This window comes from Streptomyces sp. C1-1, from assembly GCF_050214755.1.
In the GTDB taxonomy this organism is placed as follows: Bacteria; Actinomycetota; Actinomycetes; order Streptomycetales; family Streptomycetaceae; genus Streptomyces.
In genome coordinates this window covers 5802151-5819408 of record NZ_CP189826.1, presented here as the reverse complement: position 1 = coordinate 5819408, position 17258 = coordinate 5802151, and the positions used below count along the sequence as shown (strand labels likewise).

At 70.0% G+C, this 17258-nt stretch carries 17 protein-coding genes; 6 read left to right on the top strand and 11 right to left on the bottom strand.

What is annotated here, in order from left to right; translation table 11 throughout:
- The first annotated feature begins 94 nt into the window (after positions 1 to 94).
- Entirely contained in the window at positions 95 to 1102 is a 1008-nt protein-coding gene (locus tag ACQF4J_RS26685; RefSeq protein ID WP_351565183.1) for an acyl-CoA desaturase, read from the top strand.
- Positions 1099 to 1776: a TetR/AcrR family transcriptional regulator gene (locus ACQF4J_RS26680; protein ID WP_200703626.1), complete on the top strand. Its 678-nt coding sequence runs from the start codon at positions 1099 to 1101 to the stop codon at positions 1774 to 1776. Before ACQF4J_RS26685 ends, ACQF4J_RS26680 begins: the two co-directional genes overlap by 4 nt.
- A gap of 19 nt (positions 1777 to 1795) precedes the next feature.
- On the opposite strand, the gene ACQF4J_RS26675 is transcribed toward ACQF4J_RS26680, so the two are convergent.
- Genes ACQF4J_RS26675 through ACQF4J_RS26665 form a run of 3 tightly spaced genes read right to left on the bottom strand, consistent with a single transcriptional unit; the run spans position 1796 to position 3213 of the window.
- Positions 1796 to 1969, bottom strand: a complete 174-nt coding sequence (locus ACQF4J_RS26675; protein WP_351565179.1) for a CsbD family protein — start codon at positions 1967 to 1969, stop codon at positions 1796 to 1798.
- A 51-nt stretch (positions 1970 to 2020) separates the two neighbouring features.
- The gene (locus ACQF4J_RS26670) at positions 2021 to 2401 is read right to left on the bottom strand and encodes a VOC family protein (protein ID WP_427166938.1); all 381 of its coding nucleotides are present in this window, start codon (positions 2399 to 2401) and stop codon (positions 2021 to 2023) included.
- Positions 2401 to 3213 (bottom strand): trans-aconitate 2-methyltransferase, encoded by an 813-nt coding sequence (locus ACQF4J_RS26665; protein WP_427166937.1) that lies wholly within the window; start codon positions 3211 to 3213, stop codon positions 2401 to 2403. Before ACQF4J_RS26665 ends, ACQF4J_RS26670 begins: the two co-directional genes overlap by 1 nt.
- Positions 3214 to 3302: 89 nt before the next feature.
- Between ACQF4J_RS26665 and ACQF4J_RS26660 the strand changes: the two genes are divergently transcribed.
- Positions 3303 to 3800, top strand: coding sequence for a MarR family winged helix-turn-helix transcriptional regulator (locus ACQF4J_RS26660; RefSeq protein ID WP_200703622.1), 498 nt, complete (start codon positions 3303 to 3305; stop codon positions 3798 to 3800).
- Here the strand turns inward: ACQF4J_RS26660 and ACQF4J_RS26655 are convergent.
- On the bottom strand, positions 3759 to 4526 hold the full coding sequence (locus tag ACQF4J_RS26655) for a response regulator transcription factor (protein ID WP_351565169.1): 768 nt from the start codon (positions 4524 to 4526) through the stop codon (positions 3759 to 3761). The two genes, ACQF4J_RS26660 and ACQF4J_RS26655, sit on opposite strands and share 42 nt — an antisense overlap.
- Before the next feature lie 254 nt (positions 4527 to 4780).
- On the opposite strand from ACQF4J_RS26655, the gene ACQF4J_RS26650 reads away from it, so the two are divergent.
- Positions 4781 to 5236 carry a GNAT family N-acetyltransferase gene (locus ACQF4J_RS26650; RefSeq protein WP_351565517.1) on the top strand — a complete coding sequence of 152 codons (456 nt, stop codon included), beginning with the start codon at positions 4781 to 4783 and terminating at the stop codon, positions 5234 to 5236.
- On the opposite strand, the gene galK is transcribed toward ACQF4J_RS26650, so the two are convergent.
- The 3 genes from galK to galT are packed head-to-tail and all read right to left on the bottom strand — an operon-like array spanning position 5229 to position 8409.
- Complete coding sequence (gene galK / locus ACQF4J_RS26645; RefSeq protein ID WP_351565166.1) at positions 5229 to 6383, bottom strand: galactokinase; 1155 nt, start codon at positions 6381 to 6383, stop codon at positions 5229 to 5231. The two genes, ACQF4J_RS26650 and galK, sit on opposite strands and share 8 nt — an antisense overlap.
- On the bottom strand, positions 6383 to 7351 hold the full coding sequence (galE, locus tag ACQF4J_RS26640) for a UDP-glucose 4-epimerase GalE (RefSeq protein WP_351565163.1): 969 nt from the start codon (positions 7349 to 7351) through the stop codon (positions 6383 to 6385). Before galE ends, galK begins: the two co-directional genes overlap by 1 nt.
- Positions 7351 to 8409, bottom strand: a complete 1059-nt coding sequence (gene galT / locus ACQF4J_RS26635; protein ID WP_427166936.1) for a galactose-1-phosphate uridylyltransferase — start codon at positions 8407 to 8409, stop codon at positions 7351 to 7353. The genes galE and galT overlap by 1 nt, the downstream gene beginning before the upstream one ends.
- Before the next feature lie 189 nt (positions 8410 to 8598).
- On the opposite strand from galT, the gene ACQF4J_RS26630 reads away from it, so the two are divergent.
- Complete coding sequence (locus ACQF4J_RS26630; RefSeq protein ID WP_351565159.1) at positions 8599 to 10290, top strand: sodium:solute symporter family protein; 1692 nt, start codon at positions 8599 to 8601, stop codon at positions 10288 to 10290.
- Positions 10291 to 10312: 22 nt separating this feature from the next.
- Entirely contained in the window at positions 10313 to 10669 is a 357-nt protein-coding gene (locus ACQF4J_RS26625) for a hypothetical protein (protein WP_351565156.1), read from the top strand.
- Positions 10670 to 10687: 18 nt separating this feature from the next.
- Here ACQF4J_RS26625 and ACQF4J_RS26620 read toward each other — a convergent pair whose 3' ends face one another.
- From ACQF4J_RS26620 to ACQF4J_RS26605, 4 genes are all read right to left on the bottom strand, one after another.
- Entirely contained in the window at positions 10688 to 11398 is a 711-nt protein-coding gene (locus tag ACQF4J_RS26620; RefSeq protein WP_272177637.1) for a helix-turn-helix transcriptional regulator, read from the bottom strand.
- A gap of 209 nt (positions 11399 to 11607) precedes the next feature.
- Entirely contained in the window at positions 11608 to 13425 is a 1818-nt protein-coding gene (locus ACQF4J_RS26615) for a PQQ-binding-like beta-propeller repeat protein (protein ID WP_427166935.1), read from the bottom strand.
- A 62-nt stretch (positions 13426 to 13487) separates the two neighbouring features.
- Entirely contained in the window at positions 13488 to 15197 is a 1710-nt protein-coding gene (locus ACQF4J_RS26610) for a PQQ-binding-like beta-propeller repeat protein (protein WP_427166934.1), read from the bottom strand.
- A 190-nt stretch (positions 15198 to 15387) separates the two neighbouring features.
- On the bottom strand, positions 15388 to 17190 hold the full coding sequence (locus ACQF4J_RS26605) for an ABC-F family ATP-binding cassette domain-containing protein (protein ID WP_427166933.1): 1803 nt from the start codon (positions 17188 to 17190) through the stop codon (positions 15388 to 15390).
- Positions 17191 to 17258 lie beyond the last annotated feature (68 nt).

Here is a 17258-nt window from a genome sequence, read left to right as displayed (position 1 = left end):
ATACTTACGACGCCGTAGGTTACGGAACCGTAGGAAGTCGTGCATGGTTTCGACCCGGCTTCTGTCTCAACCCTCGACCCCACAGGGGACGCCCATGACCACGAGCTCCGATGTGATCGGAGACGCCCCGAAGGCGACCGACACCCCGACTCCCTCGGCCACGCTGGGCGGTGAGCAGAAGCGGTCGATCGAGCAGATCACGCTGCTGCTGTTCATCACCGTTCCGTTCCTCGCGCTGCTTGCCGCGGTTCCGCTGGCGTGGGGCTGGGGGGTGAGCTGGCTGGATCTCGGTCTGCTGGTCTTCTTCTACTACCTGGGCTGCCACGGCATCACGATCGGTTTTCACCGCTATTTCACGCACGGTTCCTTCAAGGCCAAGCGGCCCCTGCGGATCGCCCTGGCGATCATGGGGTCGATGGCGGTCGAGGGTCCGCTGGTCCGCTGGGTGGCGGACCACCGCAAGCACCACAAGTTCTCCGACGCGGAGGGCGACCCGCACTCACCGTGGCGTTTCGGGGAGACGGTCCCGGCGCTGATCAAGGGCCTGTGGTGGGCGCACATCGCCTGGATGTTCGACGAGGAGCAGACTCCGCAGGACAAGTACGCGCCGGATCTGATCAAGGACCCGGCCATTCGGGCGATCTCCCGCCAGTTCGTGGTGTGGACGACGCTGTCGCTGGCGCTGCCGCCGGTGATCGGCGGTCTGGTCACCTGGTCCTGGTGGGGCGCGTTCACGGCGTTCTTCTGGGGCTCACTCGTTCGGGTGGCTCTGCTGCACCATGTGACCTGGTCGATCAACTCGATCTGTCACGCGGTCGGCAAGCGGCCGTTCAAGTCGCGGGACCGTTCGGGCAACGTGTGGTGGCTGGCCGTGCTGTCGTGCGGCGAGTCCTGGCACAACCTGCACCATGCCGACCCGACCTCGGCGCGGCACGGTGTGGAGCGCTGGCAGCTCGACTCCAGTGCCCGTCTGATCCGCTGGTTCGAGGCGTTCGGCTGGGCGTACGACGTGCGCTGGCCGTCACGCTCGCGTATCGATTCGCGCCGTATCACCGGGGAAGACGGCACTCGGCACCGGAAGGAGACCGCCGAGGCGGCATGATTGACGCCGTGGCGACCGACTCCAGCAGCACCGAGAGCACCGACAAACCGCGGCGCGCGCGGCGCACCCGCATGACGGGCGCCGAGCGCCGCCAGCAGCTGCTGGAGATCGGCCGCACCCTCTTCGCCGCGAAGGGCTTCGAGGGCACGTCGGTGGAGGAGATCGCGGCGAAGGCCGGGGTGTCCAAGCCGGTGGTGTACGAGCACTTCGGCGGCAAGGAGGGCCTGTACGCGGTGGTCGTGGACCGCGAGATGCGGCGGCTGCTGGACATGGTCACCAGCTCGCTGACCGCCGGCCACCCGCGTGAGCTGTGCGAGCAGGCCGCGTTCGCGCTCCTGGACTACATCGAGGAGTACACCGACGGCTTCCGCATCCTGGTGCGGGACTCCCCCATCCCGCAGTCGACGGGTACCTTCGCATCGCTGATCTCGGACATCGCCACCCAGGTGGAGGACATCCTGGGCCGGGAGTTCAAGAGCCGCGGCTTCGACCCCAAGCTCGCCCCCCTGTACGCGCAGGCCCTGGTCGGCATGGTGGCGCTGACCGGTCAGTGGTGGCTGGACGTGCGCCGTCCGAAGAAGGCGGAGGTCGCGGCCCACCTGGTGAACCTGGCGTGGCACGGGCTGGACGGGCTGGAGCAGAAGCCGCGGCTCATAGGGCACCGCAAGAGCTGAACGCTCCCGTCGTGTGCTGTCAGTGCTTGAAGACGTCCTTGGCCTTCTCCTTGGCCTGACGGGCGTCACCCTTGGACTGCTCCAGACGGCCCTCGGCCTCCATGCTCTCGTTGCCGACAGCGCGGCCCACCGTCTCCTTGACCTTGCCCTTGGCCTGTTCCTTCTTGCCCTTGGCCTTCTGTTCGCCTGCCATCAGAGTTCACCTTCAGTAAGCGGGACTTCACTGTCGCCGTACGGGTAGCCCTCAGGGCTCCGGGCAAACTCCGTCCACCGGCTCCAGGAACTCCAGCCGGTTGCCCACGGGGTCCTCGGAGTAGAAGCGCCGGTGTCCGGGCAGGTCGCCGTCCCAGACGACGCGCGCCCCCTTCGCCCGCAAGCGGGCGGCGTACGCCTCGATGCCGGTGACCCGCAGCCCGGGGTGCGCCTTCTTCGCGGGCCGGAAGTCGTCCTCCACTCCCAGGTGCAGTTGTACGGCGCCCGCCCGGAACCAGCAGCCTCCGCGCGCGGCGAGCACGGGCGGCTTGGGGATCTCGGTCATGCCGAGGACGTCTCCGTAGTAGGCGCGCAGCAGGTCCTCGCAGCCGGCGGGGGCGGTGAGCTGGACGTGGTCGACGGCGGTGAGCATCAGGCCTCCTTGCGGGCGACGGCGAAGATGCGGCGGAAGGGGAAGGGGGTGCCGTACGCGGTGGCCGGATAGGCCTCGCGCAGGGCCGTGCGGTACTCGGCGAGGAACTCCTCCCTGGCCTCGGGATCGTCGGCGAGGGCGGTCAGGACGGGCCGCAGCCCCGTCCCCTTCACCCAGTCCAGCACCGGGTCCTCGCCGGTCAGCAGGTGCATGTACGTCGTCTCCCACACGTCGGCCTCGCAGCCGAGCGAGGTCAGCCGCTCCAGGTAGGCCTGCGGGGCGAGGACGGCGTCGTCGTGGCGGAGGAGGTCGGCGAGACGGTCCGCGAAGCGGGGGGAGCGGGCGATCTCGCGCATCAGCCGGTGACTGGGGGCGGAGAAGTTGCCGGGCACCTGGAAGGCGAAGGTGCCGCCCGGTGCGAGCCCCGCGATCCATTCGCCGAACCGCTCCGCGTGCCCGGGGATCCACTGCAGGGTGGCATTGCTGACGATCAGGTCGTACGGCCGTGCGGGCGCCCAGGTGCGGACGTCGGCGTGGGCGAAGTCCAGGCGCCCGCCGCCGGGTGTGGGTCCCCCGTGTTCGGTGACGGCCCGGTCGAGCATCTCGGGCGAGTTGTCGTAGCCGGTGATGCGCGCGGTGGGCCAGCGTTCGGCGAGCAGGACGGTGACGTTGCCGGGGCCGCAGCCGAGGTCGGCGACGGCCGGCTCGGCGGAGGGCGGGTCGGGGACGCGCGCGAGGAGGTCGACGAAGGGCCGGGCGCGGTGGTCGGCGTGGCGGAGGTACTGGGCGGGATCCCAGGCGGGGCTGCTCATGCCTGACACCTTCCCCGCCCACTTCTCTTGATGTCAAGAGACTCGACATCAAGAGACTTCACATCGACACAACCACTACACTGATCGCCATGGAGGACGAGGTCGATCGGCTGGTCGCTGCGTGGCGCCGGGAGCGCCCGGACCTCGACGTGGAACCGCTCGAGGTGCTCAGCCGGGTGAGCAGACTGGCCCGGCATCTGGACCGGGCCCGCAGGCTGGCGTTCGCCGAGCACAGCCTGGAGCCCTGGGAGTTCGACGTGCTGACCGCGCTCAGGCGCGCGGGAACGCCGTACCAGCTCTCCCCGGGACAGCTGCTGACGCAGACCCTGGTCACCTCCGGCACGATGACCAACCGCATCGACCGGCTCACGAAGAAGGGCCTGGTGGAGCGGCTGCCGGACCCGAGCGACCGGCGCGGTGTGCTGGTGCGTCTGACGACCGAGGGCCAGGACCGCGCGGACCAGGCCCTGGCCGGCCTCCTCGACCAGGAGCGGGCGATCCTCGCCGAGCTCTCCCGCGCCCAGCGCGGTGAACTCGCCGGGCTGCTACGCCAACTGACCGCCCCGTTCGACAACATCCCCGGCTAGGTCCGCCGGACCGACGCCGGCCCGGCGGGCGAGGGCGACGGCGGCCAGCGTGCTGTGCACACCCAGCTTGCCCAGGACGTTCTGCATATGGGTGCGCACGGTGTGCGGGGAGAGGAACAGCCGCTCGGCGACCGCCTTCCGGCCGAGCCCGGCCACCATGCAGCGCAGCACCTCGCGCTCCCTCGGCGTGAGGGACTCCACCAGCCGCTCGCTCTCGGTGCGGTGCTTGCGCGCGGCCGTCAACTCCCTGAGAACGCCCGTGAGCAGGGCGGGCGGCAGATGCGTCTCCTCGCGCAGGACGCCCCGGATGACGTTCAGGAGTCTCGACAGCGAGCAGTCCTTGGCGACCCAGCCGGAGGCCCCGGCCTGCAGGGCGAGCGCGGCGCGCCGCGGATCGTCCTTCTCGGCCAGGACGACGATCCGTACGCCCGGCTGCGCGGTGCGCACCCCGGCGACCAGCGAGATCCCGTCGACGAGACCGTCCTCACCCACCTCCTGGACGGGCACGGCGGGTCGTACGCCGGGCAGGTTGCCGCCCAGGTCGGCGTCGACGAGCAACACGTCGAAGCGGCGCCCCTCGGCCGCCGCCCGCTCCAGGCTGCGCAGCGCGGCGGGACCGCTGCCGGCGGCGGAGACGTCGACGTCGGGCTCGGCCGCAAGGGCTGCGGCGAGCGACTCGGCGAAGATGCGGTGGTCGTCGACGACCAGGACTCGGATGCGAACCACGAAACCCCCTTCCCCAGGCTCCTGAAGAGCAGGGGACCCCTTTGTTCGGGAGACGGTACGGGCGCGGGTACGACGCCCGGCGCGATGGCCCGGCACGGCCGCCGCCGTGCGGAAACAGCTACCCCCACTTCGGGTGTCGTACCCGACTGTCTCGCCCCCTGATCGGCACCGGCCCCCACCGGTGCTGCTCATCAGGGTACGGCTGGGGGCCGGGAGGGGAAGGTTATTTGCAGAACTGGCGGTCCGACGCGTTTATCGTGAGCCGCATGTTTCGTCTTGAGACAGAAGTCGACAGGGCCCGGCGCGATCTTCTCCGAACCCGGCTGCGCGAGACCAACACGGCGGCCTCCCCCGTGCTGCGCGCCCTGCGGGGAACCCCAGGTGAACGGGAACTTCCGCTCCACGTATGGGCGTTGGACGACACCGGCGCCCTCGCGGGCGGACTGGTCGGCCACACCTGGACGACATGGCTGCACGTGACGTATCTGTGGGTGGACGCGCGCCACCGGGGAGCGGGGCTGGGTTCGCAACTGCTCGCGACGGCGGAGCGCATCGCGAAGCGGGAGCGGGGCTGTGCCTCCGTACGCCTGGAGACCTGGGACTTCCAGGCGCCGGACTTCTACAAGAAACAGGGGTACGACGTGGTGTGCGTGATCCCCGACTATCCGCCGGGGATCACCGAGTACACCCTGACCAAGCGGCTCAGCTGAGCCTGCGGGCACCGGCCGCCGGGACCGCCTCGAAGACCCGCGGGGCGGTGAAGTCCGCCGTCGCGAAGGCCTCCTCGACCGCCTTGGTGATGGTCTCGACGTCGGCGGCCTCCGCCAGGACGATCGCCGAGCCGCCGAAGCCGCCGCCCGTCATGCGCGCGCCCAGGGCACCGGCCGCGAGCGCCGTGTCGACCGCCAGGTCCAGCTCGGGGCAGGAGATGCGGAAGTCGTCGCGCAGGGACGCGTGACCGGCGACCAGCACCGGGCCGATGGCGCGCGTGTCGCCGGCCCTGAGCAGGGCGACGACCTTCTCCACCCGCTCGTCCTCGGTGACGACGTGCCGCACCAGGCGGACCGCCTCCTCGTCGTCGCCCAACCGCGTGAGCGCGTCGTCGAGTTCGGCGTACGGGACGTCCCGCAGGGCGTCGACGCCGAGCAGGGCCGCGCCCCGCTCGCAGCCCGCCCGGCGCTTGCCGTACTCGCCCTCGCTGTGGGCGTGCTTGACCTGGGTGTCCACCACCAGCAGGCGCATGCCCTCGGCCGCGAGGTCGAAGGGGATCTGCTGCTGGGAGAGGTCCCGGGTGTCGAGGAACAGGGCGTGGCCCTCCTCGCAGCAGGCCGAGGCCGTCTGGTCCATGATGCCGGTGGGCGCGCCGACGTAGACGTTCTCGGCGCGCTGGCACAGGCGGGCCAACTGCCAGCGCTGCAGACCCAGTTCGAACAGGTCGTTGAGCGCCAGGGCGATCACGACCTCCAGCGCCGCCGAGGAGGACAGGCCCGCGCCGGAGGGGACCGTCGACGCCAGGTGCACATCCGCGCCGGTCACCGCGTGACCGGCCTCGCGCAGCGCCCAGACGACACCCGCCGGGTACGCCGTCCAGTCGCGGTCGGACTCCGGGGCCAGGTCGTCCAGGCGCAGCTCCACGACACCGCCCTCGACGTCCGCCGAGTGCAGGCGCAGCACGCCGTCGCCGCGGCGCGAGACGGCCGCGACCGCGGTGTGCGGCAGCGCGAAGGGCATCACGAAGCCGTCGTTGTAGTCGGTGTGCTCACCGATGAGGTTGACGCGGCCCGGCGCCGACCAGACGCCCTCCGGTGCGGCCCCGTACAGCGCGGCGAAGCCTTCCCGGACCTGCTGTGCACCCACTACTGCTCCCTGGAGATGTTCTGCGCGAACTCCCACGCGTCCGCGACGATTCCCGCGAGATCCGCGCGGGACGGGTTCCAGCCCAGCTTCTCGCGGGCGGCCCGCGCCGAGGCCACCAGGACCGCCGGGTCGCCGCCCCGGCGCGGGGCCACGACCTCCGGGATCGGGTGGCCGGTGACCTGGCGGACGGTCTCGATGACCTGACGGACCGAAAAGCCCTCGCCGTTGCCGAGGTTGCAGATCAGGTGCTCACCGGAGGTGGCGGCCTTCAGGGCGAGCAGGTGGGCCTCGGCGAGGTCGGCGACGTGGATGTAGTCGCGCACGCAGGTGCCGTCGGGCGTCGGGTAGTCGTCGCCGTACACCGAGATGGCCTCGCGCCGGCCCTGGGCGACCTGGAGGACGAGGGGGATCAGGTGCGACTCGGGGTCGTGGCGCTCGCCGCACGCGCCGTAGGCGCCCGCCACGTTGAAGTAGCGCAGGGAGACCGCGCCCAGGCCGTGGGCGGCCGCCTCGCCGGTGATCATGTGGTCGACGGCGAGCTTGGTGGCGCCGTAGGGGTTGGTCGGCTTCGTCGGGGCGGTCTCGACGATCGGGACCTGCTCCGGCTCGCCGTAGGTGGCCGCGGTGGAGGAGAAGACGAGCTTGCGCACGCCGGCCTCGCGCATCGCGCCGAGCAGCGCCATGGTGCCGCCGACGTTGTTGTCCCAGTACTTCTCGGGCTTCACGACCGACTCGCCGACCTGCGAGAACGCGGCGAAGTGCAGGACGGCCCCGTAGGAGGAGTCCAGCCACTTGGCGGCGTCGCGGATGTCACCCTCGATGAAAGTGGCGCCCGCCGGGACTCCCTCGCGGAATCCGGTGGTCAGGTTGTCGAGGACCGTGACCTCGTGGCCCGCCTCCAGCAGATGCTGGGCGACCACGCTGCCGACATAGCCCGCGCCACCGGTGACCAGATACTTGCCGCTCATCAACTCGCTACCTCTCGCAGTCGCTCGGCCGCGCGCTCCGGCGGCACGTCGTTGATGAACACGTTCATGCCGGACTCGGAACCCGCGAGGAACTTCAGCTTGCCGGACGTACGGCGAATGGTGAAAAGCTCGAGGTGGAGCGCGAAGTCGTCGCGGTTGACGCCCTCGAACTCCTCGAGCTGGCCGAACGGAGCCTGGTGCCAGGCCGAGATGTACGGCGTCGGCGGCTCGTTCTCGCCGAAGATCCGGTCGAAGCGCCTCAACAGTTCCAGATAGACCTCGGGGAACTCTGTGCGCGCCTCCTCGCCCAGGGCGAGCAGGTCCGGCACCCGGCGCTTGGGATACAGGTGCACCTCGTACGGCCAGTGCGCCGCGTACGGCACGAACGCCACCCAGTGTTCACCCTCGAGGACGACCCGCTCACCGGCGAGTTCACGCTCGAGAACGTGATCGAAGAGGTTCTCCCCGCCGGTCGCCTCCTTGTGCCGGGCGAGCTGCCGGAGCATCAGTGCGGTGCGGGGGGTGGTGAAGGGGTACGCGTAGATCTGGCCGTGCGGGTGACCCAGAGTCACGCCGATCTCGGCGCCGCGGTTCTCGAAGCAGAACACCTGCTCCACGGAGGCCAGATGCGACAGCTCCGACGTGCGGTCCGTCCACGCGTCCAGCACCAGGGCGGCCTGCTCCTCGGTGAGGTCGGCGAAGGCCGCGTTGTGGTCGGAGGTGAAGCAGACGACCTCGCAGCGGCCCGAGTCTCCGGCCAGGGAGGGGAAACGGTTCTCGAAGACCACGACGTCGTACGACGAGTCCGGGATCTCGCTCAGCCGCCCGTCCTGGGAAGGGCACAGGGGGCACTCGTCGGCCGGCGGGTGGTAGGTGCGCCCCTGCCGGTGCGAGGCGATGGCGACGCTGTCGCCGAGCAGCGGGTCGCGGCGGATCTCGGAGGTGGTGTGGGTCCGCTCCAGGGGTCGCTTGTCCACCGCGTCCCGCACGACGTCGTCGCGCAGGTCGTAGTAGATCAGCTCGCGACCGTCGGCCAGGCGGGTCGAGGTCTTCTTCACTGCGGACTCCCTATCCGAGCCACTCACTCAGCTGCACAGCCATCAAACATAACCAAACACATTGGAACACGATCACCCAGAGTCGTCAACATCACAATCCAACAAAGAGCATCAACCGAAGTGTTCAATTACTGAACACAACCGCGTAGGTTCCGCTCTGGATCAGTTCACGCAACGAAGCGAGTTCTTATGCAAACCCCCACAAACATGGCTGTCCCCCTCGCCGCCGAGCTACGACTCCCCACAAGTTGGCTCGACTACACGATCCTCGGCATCTACTTCGTCGTCGTCCTGGGCATCGGCTTCGCCGCCCGTAGATCGGTGAAGACCAGCCTCGACTTCTTTCTCTCCGGACGCTCCCTGCCCGCCTGGATCACCGGCCTCGCCTTCATCTCCGCCAACCTGGCCGCCACCGAGATCCTCGGCATGGCGGCCAACAGCGCGCAGTACGGCGCGTACACCGTGCACTGGTACTGGATCGGCGCCATCCCGGCCATGGTCTTCCTCGGCCTGGTGATGATGCCCTTCTACTACGGCAGCAAGGTCCGCTCGGTTCCCGAGATGCTGCTGCTGCGCTTCGACAAATGGGCACATCTGCTCAGTTCACTGCTGTTCGCCTTTGCCGCCATTCTGATCGCCGGTGTGAACCTCTACGCTCTCGCGCTCGTCGTCGAGGCACTGCTGGGCTGGCCGCAGTGGGTGGCGATCGTGGTCGCCGGTGCCTTCGTGCTGGCGTACATCACCCTCGGCGGTCTGTCGTCCGCGATCTACAACGAGGTACTGCAGTTCTTCGTGATCCTCGCGGCCCTCATCCCGATCGTCGTCCTGGGCCTGAAGAAGGTCGGCGGCTGGGGCGGCCTGACCGACAAGCTCACCGCGACGCACGGCTCGAACTTCACCAGCGCCTGGGGCGGCACCGGCATCGGCAGCACCAACCCGCTGGGCGCCAACTGGCTGACCATCGTCCTGGGCCTCGGCTTCGTGCTCTCCTTCGGCTACTGGACGACGAACTTCGCCGAGGTCCAGCGCGCCCTGTCCGCGAAGAACCTCTCCGCCGCCCAGCGCACCCCGCTGATCGCCGCGTACCCGAAGATCTTCATCGTCTTCCTGGTGATGATCCCCGGGCTCGTCGCGGCGGCCCTGGTCCCCGGCTTCGGCACCCCCAAGTCGGGCTACCAGTACAACGACGCCATCCTCTACCTGATGCACGGGCTGCTGCCCAACGGCGTCCTCGGCATCGCGATCACCGGCCTGCTCGCCGCCTTCATGGCCGGCATGGCCGCCAACGTGTCGTCCTTCAACACGGTGTTCACCAACGACATCTGGGGCCGGTACGTCGTCAAGGGCCGCGAGGACGGGTACTACGTCCGCTTCGGCCGCCTGATCACCGTGATCGGCGTCTGCGCCTCGGTCGGCACGGCCTTCCTGGCCTCGTCCTTCTCGAACATCATGAGCTACCTGCAGACGCTGTTCTCCTTCTTCAACGTGCCGATGTTCGTCGTCTTCATCATCGGCATGTTCTGGAAGCGCGCCTCCGTGAAGTCCGGCTTCTGGGGCCTGCTCGCCGGCACCGTGGCCGCGATGGTGAACTACTTCGTGATCTACAAGCAGGGCATCATCGACATCCCCACCGACCAGGGCGCCAACTTCGTCTCCGCCATGGTCGGCTTCGCCGCCGGCGCCGTGGTGATGTTCGCCGTGTCCCTGTTCACCAAGCCCAAGCCCGCCGAGGATCTCCAGGGCCTGGTCTACGGCACCACCTCCCCCGGCATGACCGAGCCGCCCGCCCCCGGCGACGAGGCCTGGTACCGCAAGCCGGCCCTGCTGGGCTGGGGCGCGGTGACCATCGCCGCCGCCTGCTACATCCCGTTCTCGTTCTGATTCGCGGGAGGATCGAGAGACCATGTCCGAGTTTTCCAGCCCCTCCGAGCGCCCCGAGCCGCACGCGTACTCCGAGCAGGACGTCCAGCGCGAGGTCGCCGAACTGCAGAAGAAGTCGGCCACCGCGGCCCGCATCTTCGACCTGCGCCGCATCATCGGCGGCCTGTTCGTCCTCTACGGCGTGATCGTCACCATCGCCGGCATCACCGACGACCAGGCCGCCATCGACAAGGCCCAGGGCATCAACATCAACCTGTGGACCGGGATCGGGATGCTGCTGCTGGGCATCTTCTTCCTGGCCTGGCTGAAGCTGCGGCCCACCCCGCCGACGGTCCCCGAGGTCACCCCCGAGGACCTGCCGGACAAGCCCGCCGAGTGACGGCCGCGGGGCCGGAGGCTACGACGCCTCCGGCCCCGCTCCCGTCTCCGGCGCCGGGTGCGACAGCGGTCCCGCCCGGTCCAACAGTCCCGTGCGGGCCGCCAGGGCCGCCGCCTCCAGACGGGAGCCGACGCCCAGTTTCATCAGGACGCGCTGGACGTGGGTGCGCGCGGTCGACGGGGCGATGCCCATGCCGGCCGCGATCAGCCGGGTGTCCTCGCCGTCGGCGACCCGGACCAGCACCTCGACCTCCCTGGGCGTGAGCATCTGCAGCAGCCGCTGGCCCTCGTCGTCGGGCTGGGCCGCGGGGTTGAGCAGCTCGCTGAAGGCCCCCTGCAGCAGCTGCGGAGCGACCGCCGCCTCACCCGCCCGCGCCTTCATGATCGCCCGCTCGACGCCCTCGATGCGCTCGTCGTGGCGTACGTAGCCGGAGGCGCCCGCCGCGAAGGCCGCGGCTATCCCGCGCGGACTGGGCACCGGGCCCAGCACCAGCACCGCCACCTGCGGACGCTCCCGCTTGATCCGCACCACCGGGTCGAACATGCCCGGCTCGGCCGGTGTCGCCGTACCCAGCAGGCACACCTCCGGCGCGCGGGTGATCACGAGCTCCGCCGCGCCCGCGGCCGGCGCCGCCGCGGCCAGTACCCGGTGCCCCCGCAGCTTCAGCGCCGAGGCCAGCGCCTCGGCGAGCAGTCGGTGGTCGTCGACCACCATGAGCCGCACTCCCATCGAGCAAACCCCCCACTCCCCCCGGTGGATCCCCAGGCATGCCCCACCATGGGTGCCCACCGGTCCGCGCGGACAGGAGCCCCCCTCCCGGCTCCCCCGCTCTTCATGCCCCCGGAAGCTACACGCTTGTTCGACGTTGCGCTCCCCCTACCGGTGAGAACTGCCCCGGATCGACGGAATATCTTGTTTTTCTCTCATACGTGGGTGATTCAACTGCTCGTACCGAACGCCAGGGCCAGGTACTTGTCCCCCGCCGACGACGACTTGTCGGCGAACTGCGAGGCCATGAACAGGCGGCCCCGCGAGTAGAGGATCTCGGAGTAGTCCGGCGACATCGTGGACTCCGCCGACCGCGCCGGCCCGGTCGCCGGGTTCTCCAGCAGCGTCGTCTCCTTGAAGGAGCCGCCGTCGATGCTGACGATCTGGCCGCCCTTGTCGTACGGCGGGCGCTTGTACGCGATCACGTTGCCGTTGTCCATGCGCAGCGGCGTGATCGTGTAGCCGTCGCCGGCGTCGGCGCGCTGGCCGGTCTGCTTGCCGGTGGCCAGGTCGAAGGCGACGATCTCGTTGGTCTGGCTGTACTCCTTGGTGCCGCTGTGCTCCTCGGTCGGGACGTACAGCCGGTCGTTGCCGACGGCGAGACCGGTGCAGCCCTCGATCTTCGTGATGCCGTCGCAGCGCGCCGCGTACTGCTTGCCCGGCGCCGAGATGCGGTTGTTCAGCTTGCCGGTCTTGTTGTCGATGGAGTAGAAGTCCGAGATCTCACTGCCGTCCCCAGCGCTGTCGCCCGCGTCGGCGGCCACGACCAGCGGGTTCGTCGACACGACGGAGGCGTACTCGATGCCCTTGGCCATCTTGTACTCCGAGATCACCTTCCCCGTCCGCGGGTCGATGGTCTGGATGTGCAGCAGGCGCTCGCCGTACTGCCCGCACTTGAGCACCGCGACGAGCTTCTCGCCGCCGCCGTACCCGGCGTCGTAGCAGGTGTCGTCGGCCTTCGGGGCCCACAGCGGCTTGCCGCCGGCGACGTCGAACGCGGCGCCGCCCTGCAGGCCGCCCGCGGCGACCGTGTTCGCGCTGACGGTGACGTTGCTGAACGTGATCGTCCCGCCGGCGCCGTCACCGACCGACTTCGTCCACAGCTTCCTGCCCGCGTCCAGGTCGATCGCCGCGACCTGGCTGCATCCTGCCGACCTGTTCTTCGCCGGCATCTTCGGCTGGAAGAGGACAGCAGCGCGGTGGTCGTCGGTGGTGTGCTGGCTGACCGTGCAGACCGGGCCGGGCAGCTTGATCGTCCACTGCTTGGTGCCCTTGTCGAGGTCGTAGGCGCTGATCTGGGCGACGCCGCTCTTCACGTACACCTTGTCGGTCAGCCAGGAACCGGACACCACGGTGGTGTCGTCGACCTTGGGCGCCGGGAGCTTGTACAGCAGCTTGGAGGCGGTGTCGGAGGGCACCTTCTCCTCACCCTTGCCGTCGATGCCGCCCTTGCCCGTGTCGCCACCGCTGGTGCCGCCCGTGCCGCCGGAGCCGCCGCTGGAGTTCGCGGTCCGGTCCTTCTTGTCGTCGCCGCTGCCGGACGCGAAGTACCAGATGCCGCCGACGACCAGCGCGAGCGCGGCGACCGCCGCGACGACGATCAGCGGCGTGTTGTTCTTCCGCCCGCCGGCCTGGGGGTGCGGCGGTACGGGCTGCTGCGGGTAGCCGTAACCGGGCTGCCGGCCGTAGGGGTTGGGCGGCTGGCCGTACGGCGGCTGTGGCGGTGTGGGGTAGCCGTAGCCGGGCTGCTGCGGAGGCTGGGGGGCCTGGGGGTAGCCGTAGCCCGGCTGCTGCGGCGGCTGCGGGGCGCCGTAGGGCGGCTGCTGCTGCGGAGGGGGCTGCGGGGCGCCGAAGCCCGGCTGCTGCGGGGGTGTCTGCGGCGGCTGGGGCGGCTGCTGGCCCTGGGGCGGGCCGAAGCCGGGCTGCTGCGGCGGCTGGTTCGGCGGCTGGTTCGGCGGCTGGTTCGGCGGGGGCGGGGGCTGGGTCATGGCGTGGTACCTCGAGGGGCGGGCGGCGGGGCGACGGGAACGTGGGAAGCCGTGGGACGGCGTCAGTTGCCGAAGGCGAGAATCAGCTTCCCCTTCGAGTCGTCGTTGCCGGTCAGCCGGGTCGAGGAGAGGTAGAAGCGGCCGTCGACCCAGTCGTAGGCCTTGGAGTAGAAGCCGTTCTCCAGGTCGGCCGTGCCCGCCGGGTTGCGCAGCAGCTTCGCCGGCTTGTGGTCCGAGCCGCTCGTCGCGATCGACACGACCTCGCCGCCCGCGTCGTACGACGGCTCGACGTAGGCGATGAGCTTGCCGCCCTCCACCTTCATCGGCAGCATCGACTCGTCCGCCGGGGACTTCACGCGCCACTTCTCCTTGCCGTTGGCCAGGTTGATCGCGACGATCTCGTTCGGCCCGGTGGTCGCCTTGGTCGGCAGGTACAGCGTGTTCGCGTCGGCCGCCACGCCCTCGCAGCCCTGCAGGTCGCGGTCGAGGATCTGCCAGCCGCACTGCGGGGCGAAGTTCTCGTCGAAGCCGACCTGGGAGCGGAAGTGCCCCTTGGCGTCGAAGGTGGAGATGTTCCAGGCCTTCTTGTCCTCGTTCGTGCTGTAGACGACGAGCGGGTCGACGGAGTAAGTCCGCGAGACCGTCCAGCCCTTGTCGAACTTCTGCGTCCAACGGGCCTTTCCGGTCTTCGGGTCGAGCTCCTGGATCTCCTCGTGCTCGTTCGCCTCGGAGGCGTCGCAGGACGCGACGGAGACCAGCCTGGCGCCGCCCGCGAACGCGGTCGGGAAGCAGGAGCTGCCGTACTTCGTCTTCTCGAACAGCTTCTTGCCGCTGTCGACGTCGAAGCCCACCCCGGACTGGGCGCGGCCCGCCACCACCGTCTTGCCGGTGATGGACAGCGAGACGTTGATGGTGTTGTCGAACAGCGCGCCGTCGCCGAGCGTGCCGCTCCAGCCCTTCGCGCCGGTGTTCAGGTCGAGCTGCTGGAGCTTGTTGCACTTGGCGCGCTCGCCGGTGCCGCTCTCGTACGCCACCACGACCTTGTCGTCGGCCGACTTCTGCGGGGTGACCGAGCAGATCTTCTCCGGGAAGGTCACCGGGCCCCAGGCGGTGGCGCCGTCGGCCACGCCGTAGGCGAAGACCTCCTTGTACGCCGCCTTCACCACCGTCTTGCCGGTGATCCACATGCCGGGGGCGTCGGCGCCCGAACCGGGCGCGTCCGGGGGCGACTTGTACCAGAGGACCTTCGCCTCACCGGCCTGGCGGCCCGAGTTGAGGTCGTCGGGGTCGGACCCCGTCGCGCCGCCGGAACCGCCCGACGTGCCGGACGCGGTGGGCTTGGGGTCGTCGCTCTGTCCGGCGACCGGCTTCTTGCCGTCGTCCCCGCCGCGGGTCACCGCGTACGCGACGCCGCCGATGACGGCCAGGGCGGCGACGGCCGCCACCGCGATCAGCGCCGGCCTGCCCTTGCGGGGACCGGCCGGCGGAGTGCCGGGCCCGCCGGGGTAGTGGGGCTGCGGCGGATAGCCGTAGCCGGGCTGCGCTCCGTACGGGCCGGGCTGCTGCGGCTGTCCGTAGGGCCCGGGCCGGCCGTACGGGTTGGGCTGCGCGTAAGGACCCGGCTGCTGGGCGTACGGGCCCGGCTGCTGGGGTGGCTGCGCGGGCGGCTGAGGGGGCTGGGGGTGGCCGTAACCGGGCTGCGGAGGCGGCGGGCCCTGCGGGGGTGGGCCCTGCGGCGGCGGCCCGAAGCCACCCTGCGGCGGCTGTGTCATCAGCGCTTCCCCCGTTCGATCACTGATTTCCAGCCACGCCCCGAGGCGCATGATGAGCCGGAGTCGTACTCAGACAGTTCTCAGACGGCTCTTTCTATCACTCGGCACCGACAACACACCGGGCCGGTTCGTCCGCTGTTCCCAAGGGACGACCGGCCCGTGATACCCCCGTTACGCCTTCACACGTGCTTCACGCGTCCTCGGCGAGTTCGAGCCAGCGCAGCTCCAGTTCCTCCCGCTGGCCGGCCAAGTCCCGCAGCTCCGCGTCCAGTTCGGCCACCTTCGCGAAGTCCGTGGCGTTCTCGGCGATCTGGGCGTGCAGCTTGGTCTCCCGCTCGGAGACCTTGTCCAACTGCCGCTCGATCTTCTGCAGTTCCTTCTTGGCCGCGCGCTGGTCGGCGGCGCTCTTGTCGGCGGCGGGCTTGTCCGCGACCGGGGCGGCCGCGGCGACCGCCTCCTCCATCCGCTGCCGCCGCTCCAGGTATTCGTCGATGCCGCGCGGCAGCATCCGCAGCGTGGCGTCGCCCAGCAGCGCGAAGACGCGGTCCGTGGTGCGTTCGACGAAGAACCGGTCGTGGGAGATGACGATCATCGAGCCGGGCCAGCCGTCGAGGAGGTCCTCCAGCTGGGTCAGGGTCTCGATGTCGAGGTCGTTGGTGGGCTCGTCGAGGAAGAGGACGTTGGGCTCGTCCATGAGCAGCCGCAGCAGCTGGAGCCTGCGGCGCTCACCGCCGGAGAGGTCGCCGACCGGCGTCCACTGCTTCTCCTTGTTGAAGCCGAACGTCTCGCACAGCTGCCCGGCGGTCATCTCGCGTCCCTTGCCGAGGTCGACGCGCTCGCGCACCTGCTGGACGGCTTCCAGCACCCGCAGGGCGGGGTTCAGCTCGGCGACCTCCTGGGAGAGGTAGGCGAGCTTGACGGTCTTGCCGACGGTGACCCGCCCGCCGACGGGCTGTGTCTCACCCTCCGTGCGGGCCGCCTCCGTCATGGCCCGCAGCAGGGAGGTCTTGCCGGCGCCGTTCACGCCGACCAGGCCGATGCGGTCGCCGGGGCCGAGCTGCCAGGTGACGTTCTTGAGCAGCACCTTGGGGCCTGCCTGGACGGTCACGTCCTCCAGGTCGAAGACCGTCTTGCCGAGTCGCGAGGAGGCGAACTTCATCAGCTCGGAGCTGTCCCGGGGCGGCGGCACGTCCTTGATCAGCTCGTTGGCGGCCTCGACGCGGAAGCGCGGCTTGGAGGTCCGCGCGGGCGCTCCGCGGCGCAGCCAGGCCAGCTCCTTGCGGACGAGGTTCTGCCGCTTGGCCTCCTCGGTGGCGGCGATGCGCTCGCGCTCGGCGCGCGCGAAGACGTAGTCGGAGTAGCCGCCCTCGTACTCGTAGACGTCGCCCTTCTGCACGTCCCACATGCGCGTGCACACCTGGTCCAGGAACCAGCGGTCGTGCGTGACGCAGACCAGCGCGGAGCGGCGCTCGCGCAGATGCCGGGCGAGCCAGGCGATGCCCTCGACGTCGAGGTGGTTGGTCGGCTCGTCGAGGACGATCAGGTCCTGTTCCTCGATGAGCAGCTTGGCGAGGGCGATACGGCGGCGCTCACCGCCGGACAGGGGCGCGATGACGGTGTCGAGGCCCTGCGGGAACCCCGGGAGGTCGAGCCCGCCGAACAGTCCGGTGAGCACGTCGCGGATCTTCGCGTTGCCCGCCCACTCGTGGTCGGCCATGTCCCGGATGACCTCGTGCCGCACGGTGGCGTCCGGGTCCAGGGAGTCGTGCTGGGTGAGCACGCCCAGGCGCAGTCCTCCGGAGTGGGTGACGCGCCCGGTGTCGGCCTCCTCGAGCTTGGCCAGCATGCGGATGAGCGTGGTCTTGCCGTCCCCGTTGCGCCCCACGACCCCGATCCGGTCGCCTTCGGAGACGCCGAGGGAGACGCCGTCGAGGAGGGCACGAGTGCCGTACACCTTGCTGACGTTCTCGACATTGACCAGATTGACGGCCATTTCTCTCCTGCCCGGGGGGATCGATCAGCCTCCCAGCGTAATGCGCGCCGGTCGGTGACCGATCCCGG

Bases quoted from the DNA above. Each gene is read 5' to 3' on its own strand.
- ACQF4J_RS26620 (WP_272177637.1), bottom strand. From the start codon at position 11,398: ATGGGAGTGCGGCTCATGGTGGTCGACGACCACCGACTGCTCGCCGAG.
- ACQF4J_RS26605 (WP_427166933.1), bottom strand. From the start codon at position 17,190: ATGGCCGTCAATCTGGTCAATGTCGAGAACGTCAGCAAGGTGTACGGC.
- ACQF4J_RS26630 (WP_351565159.1), top strand. From the start codon at position 8,599: ATGCAAACCCCCACAAACATGGCTGTCCCCCTCGCCGCCGAGCTACGA.
- ACQF4J_RS26665 (WP_427166937.1), bottom strand. From the start codon at position 3,213: ATGAGCAGCCCCGCCTGGGATCCCGCCCAGTACCTCCGCCACGCCGAC.
- ACQF4J_RS26685 (WP_351565183.1), top strand. From the start codon at position 95: ATGACCACGAGCTCCGATGTGATCGGAGACGCCCCGAAGGCGACCGAC.
- ACQF4J_RS26675 (WP_351565179.1), bottom strand. From the start codon at position 1,969: ATGGCAGGCGAACAGAAGGCCAAGGGCAAGAAGGAACAGGCCAAGGGC.
- ACQF4J_RS26660 (WP_200703622.1), top strand. From the start codon at position 3,303: ATGGAGGACGAGGTCGATCGGCTGGTCGCTGCGTGGCGCCGGGAGCGC.
- ACQF4J_RS26610 (WP_427166934.1), bottom strand. From the start codon at position 15,197: ATGACACAGCCGCCGCAGGGTGGCTTCGGGCCGCCGCCGCAGGGCCCA.
- galE (WP_351565163.1), bottom strand. From the start codon at position 7,351: ATGAGCGGCAAGTATCTGGTCACCGGTGGCGCGGGCTATGTCGGCAGC.
- ACQF4J_RS26615 (WP_427166935.1), bottom strand. From the start codon at position 13,425: ATGACCCAGCCCCCGCCCCCGCCGAACCAGCCGCCGAACCAGCCGCCG.
- ACQF4J_RS26680 (WP_200703626.1), top strand. From the start codon at position 1,099: ATGATTGACGCCGTGGCGACCGACTCCAGCAGCACCGAGAGCACCGAC.
- ACQF4J_RS26625 (WP_351565156.1), top strand. From the start codon at position 10,313: ATGTCCGAGTTTTCCAGCCCCTCCGAGCGCCCCGAGCCGCACGCGTAC.
- ACQF4J_RS26670 (WP_427166938.1), bottom strand. From the start codon at position 2,401: ATGCTCACCGCCGTCGACCACGTCCAGCTCACCGCCCCCGCCGGCTGC.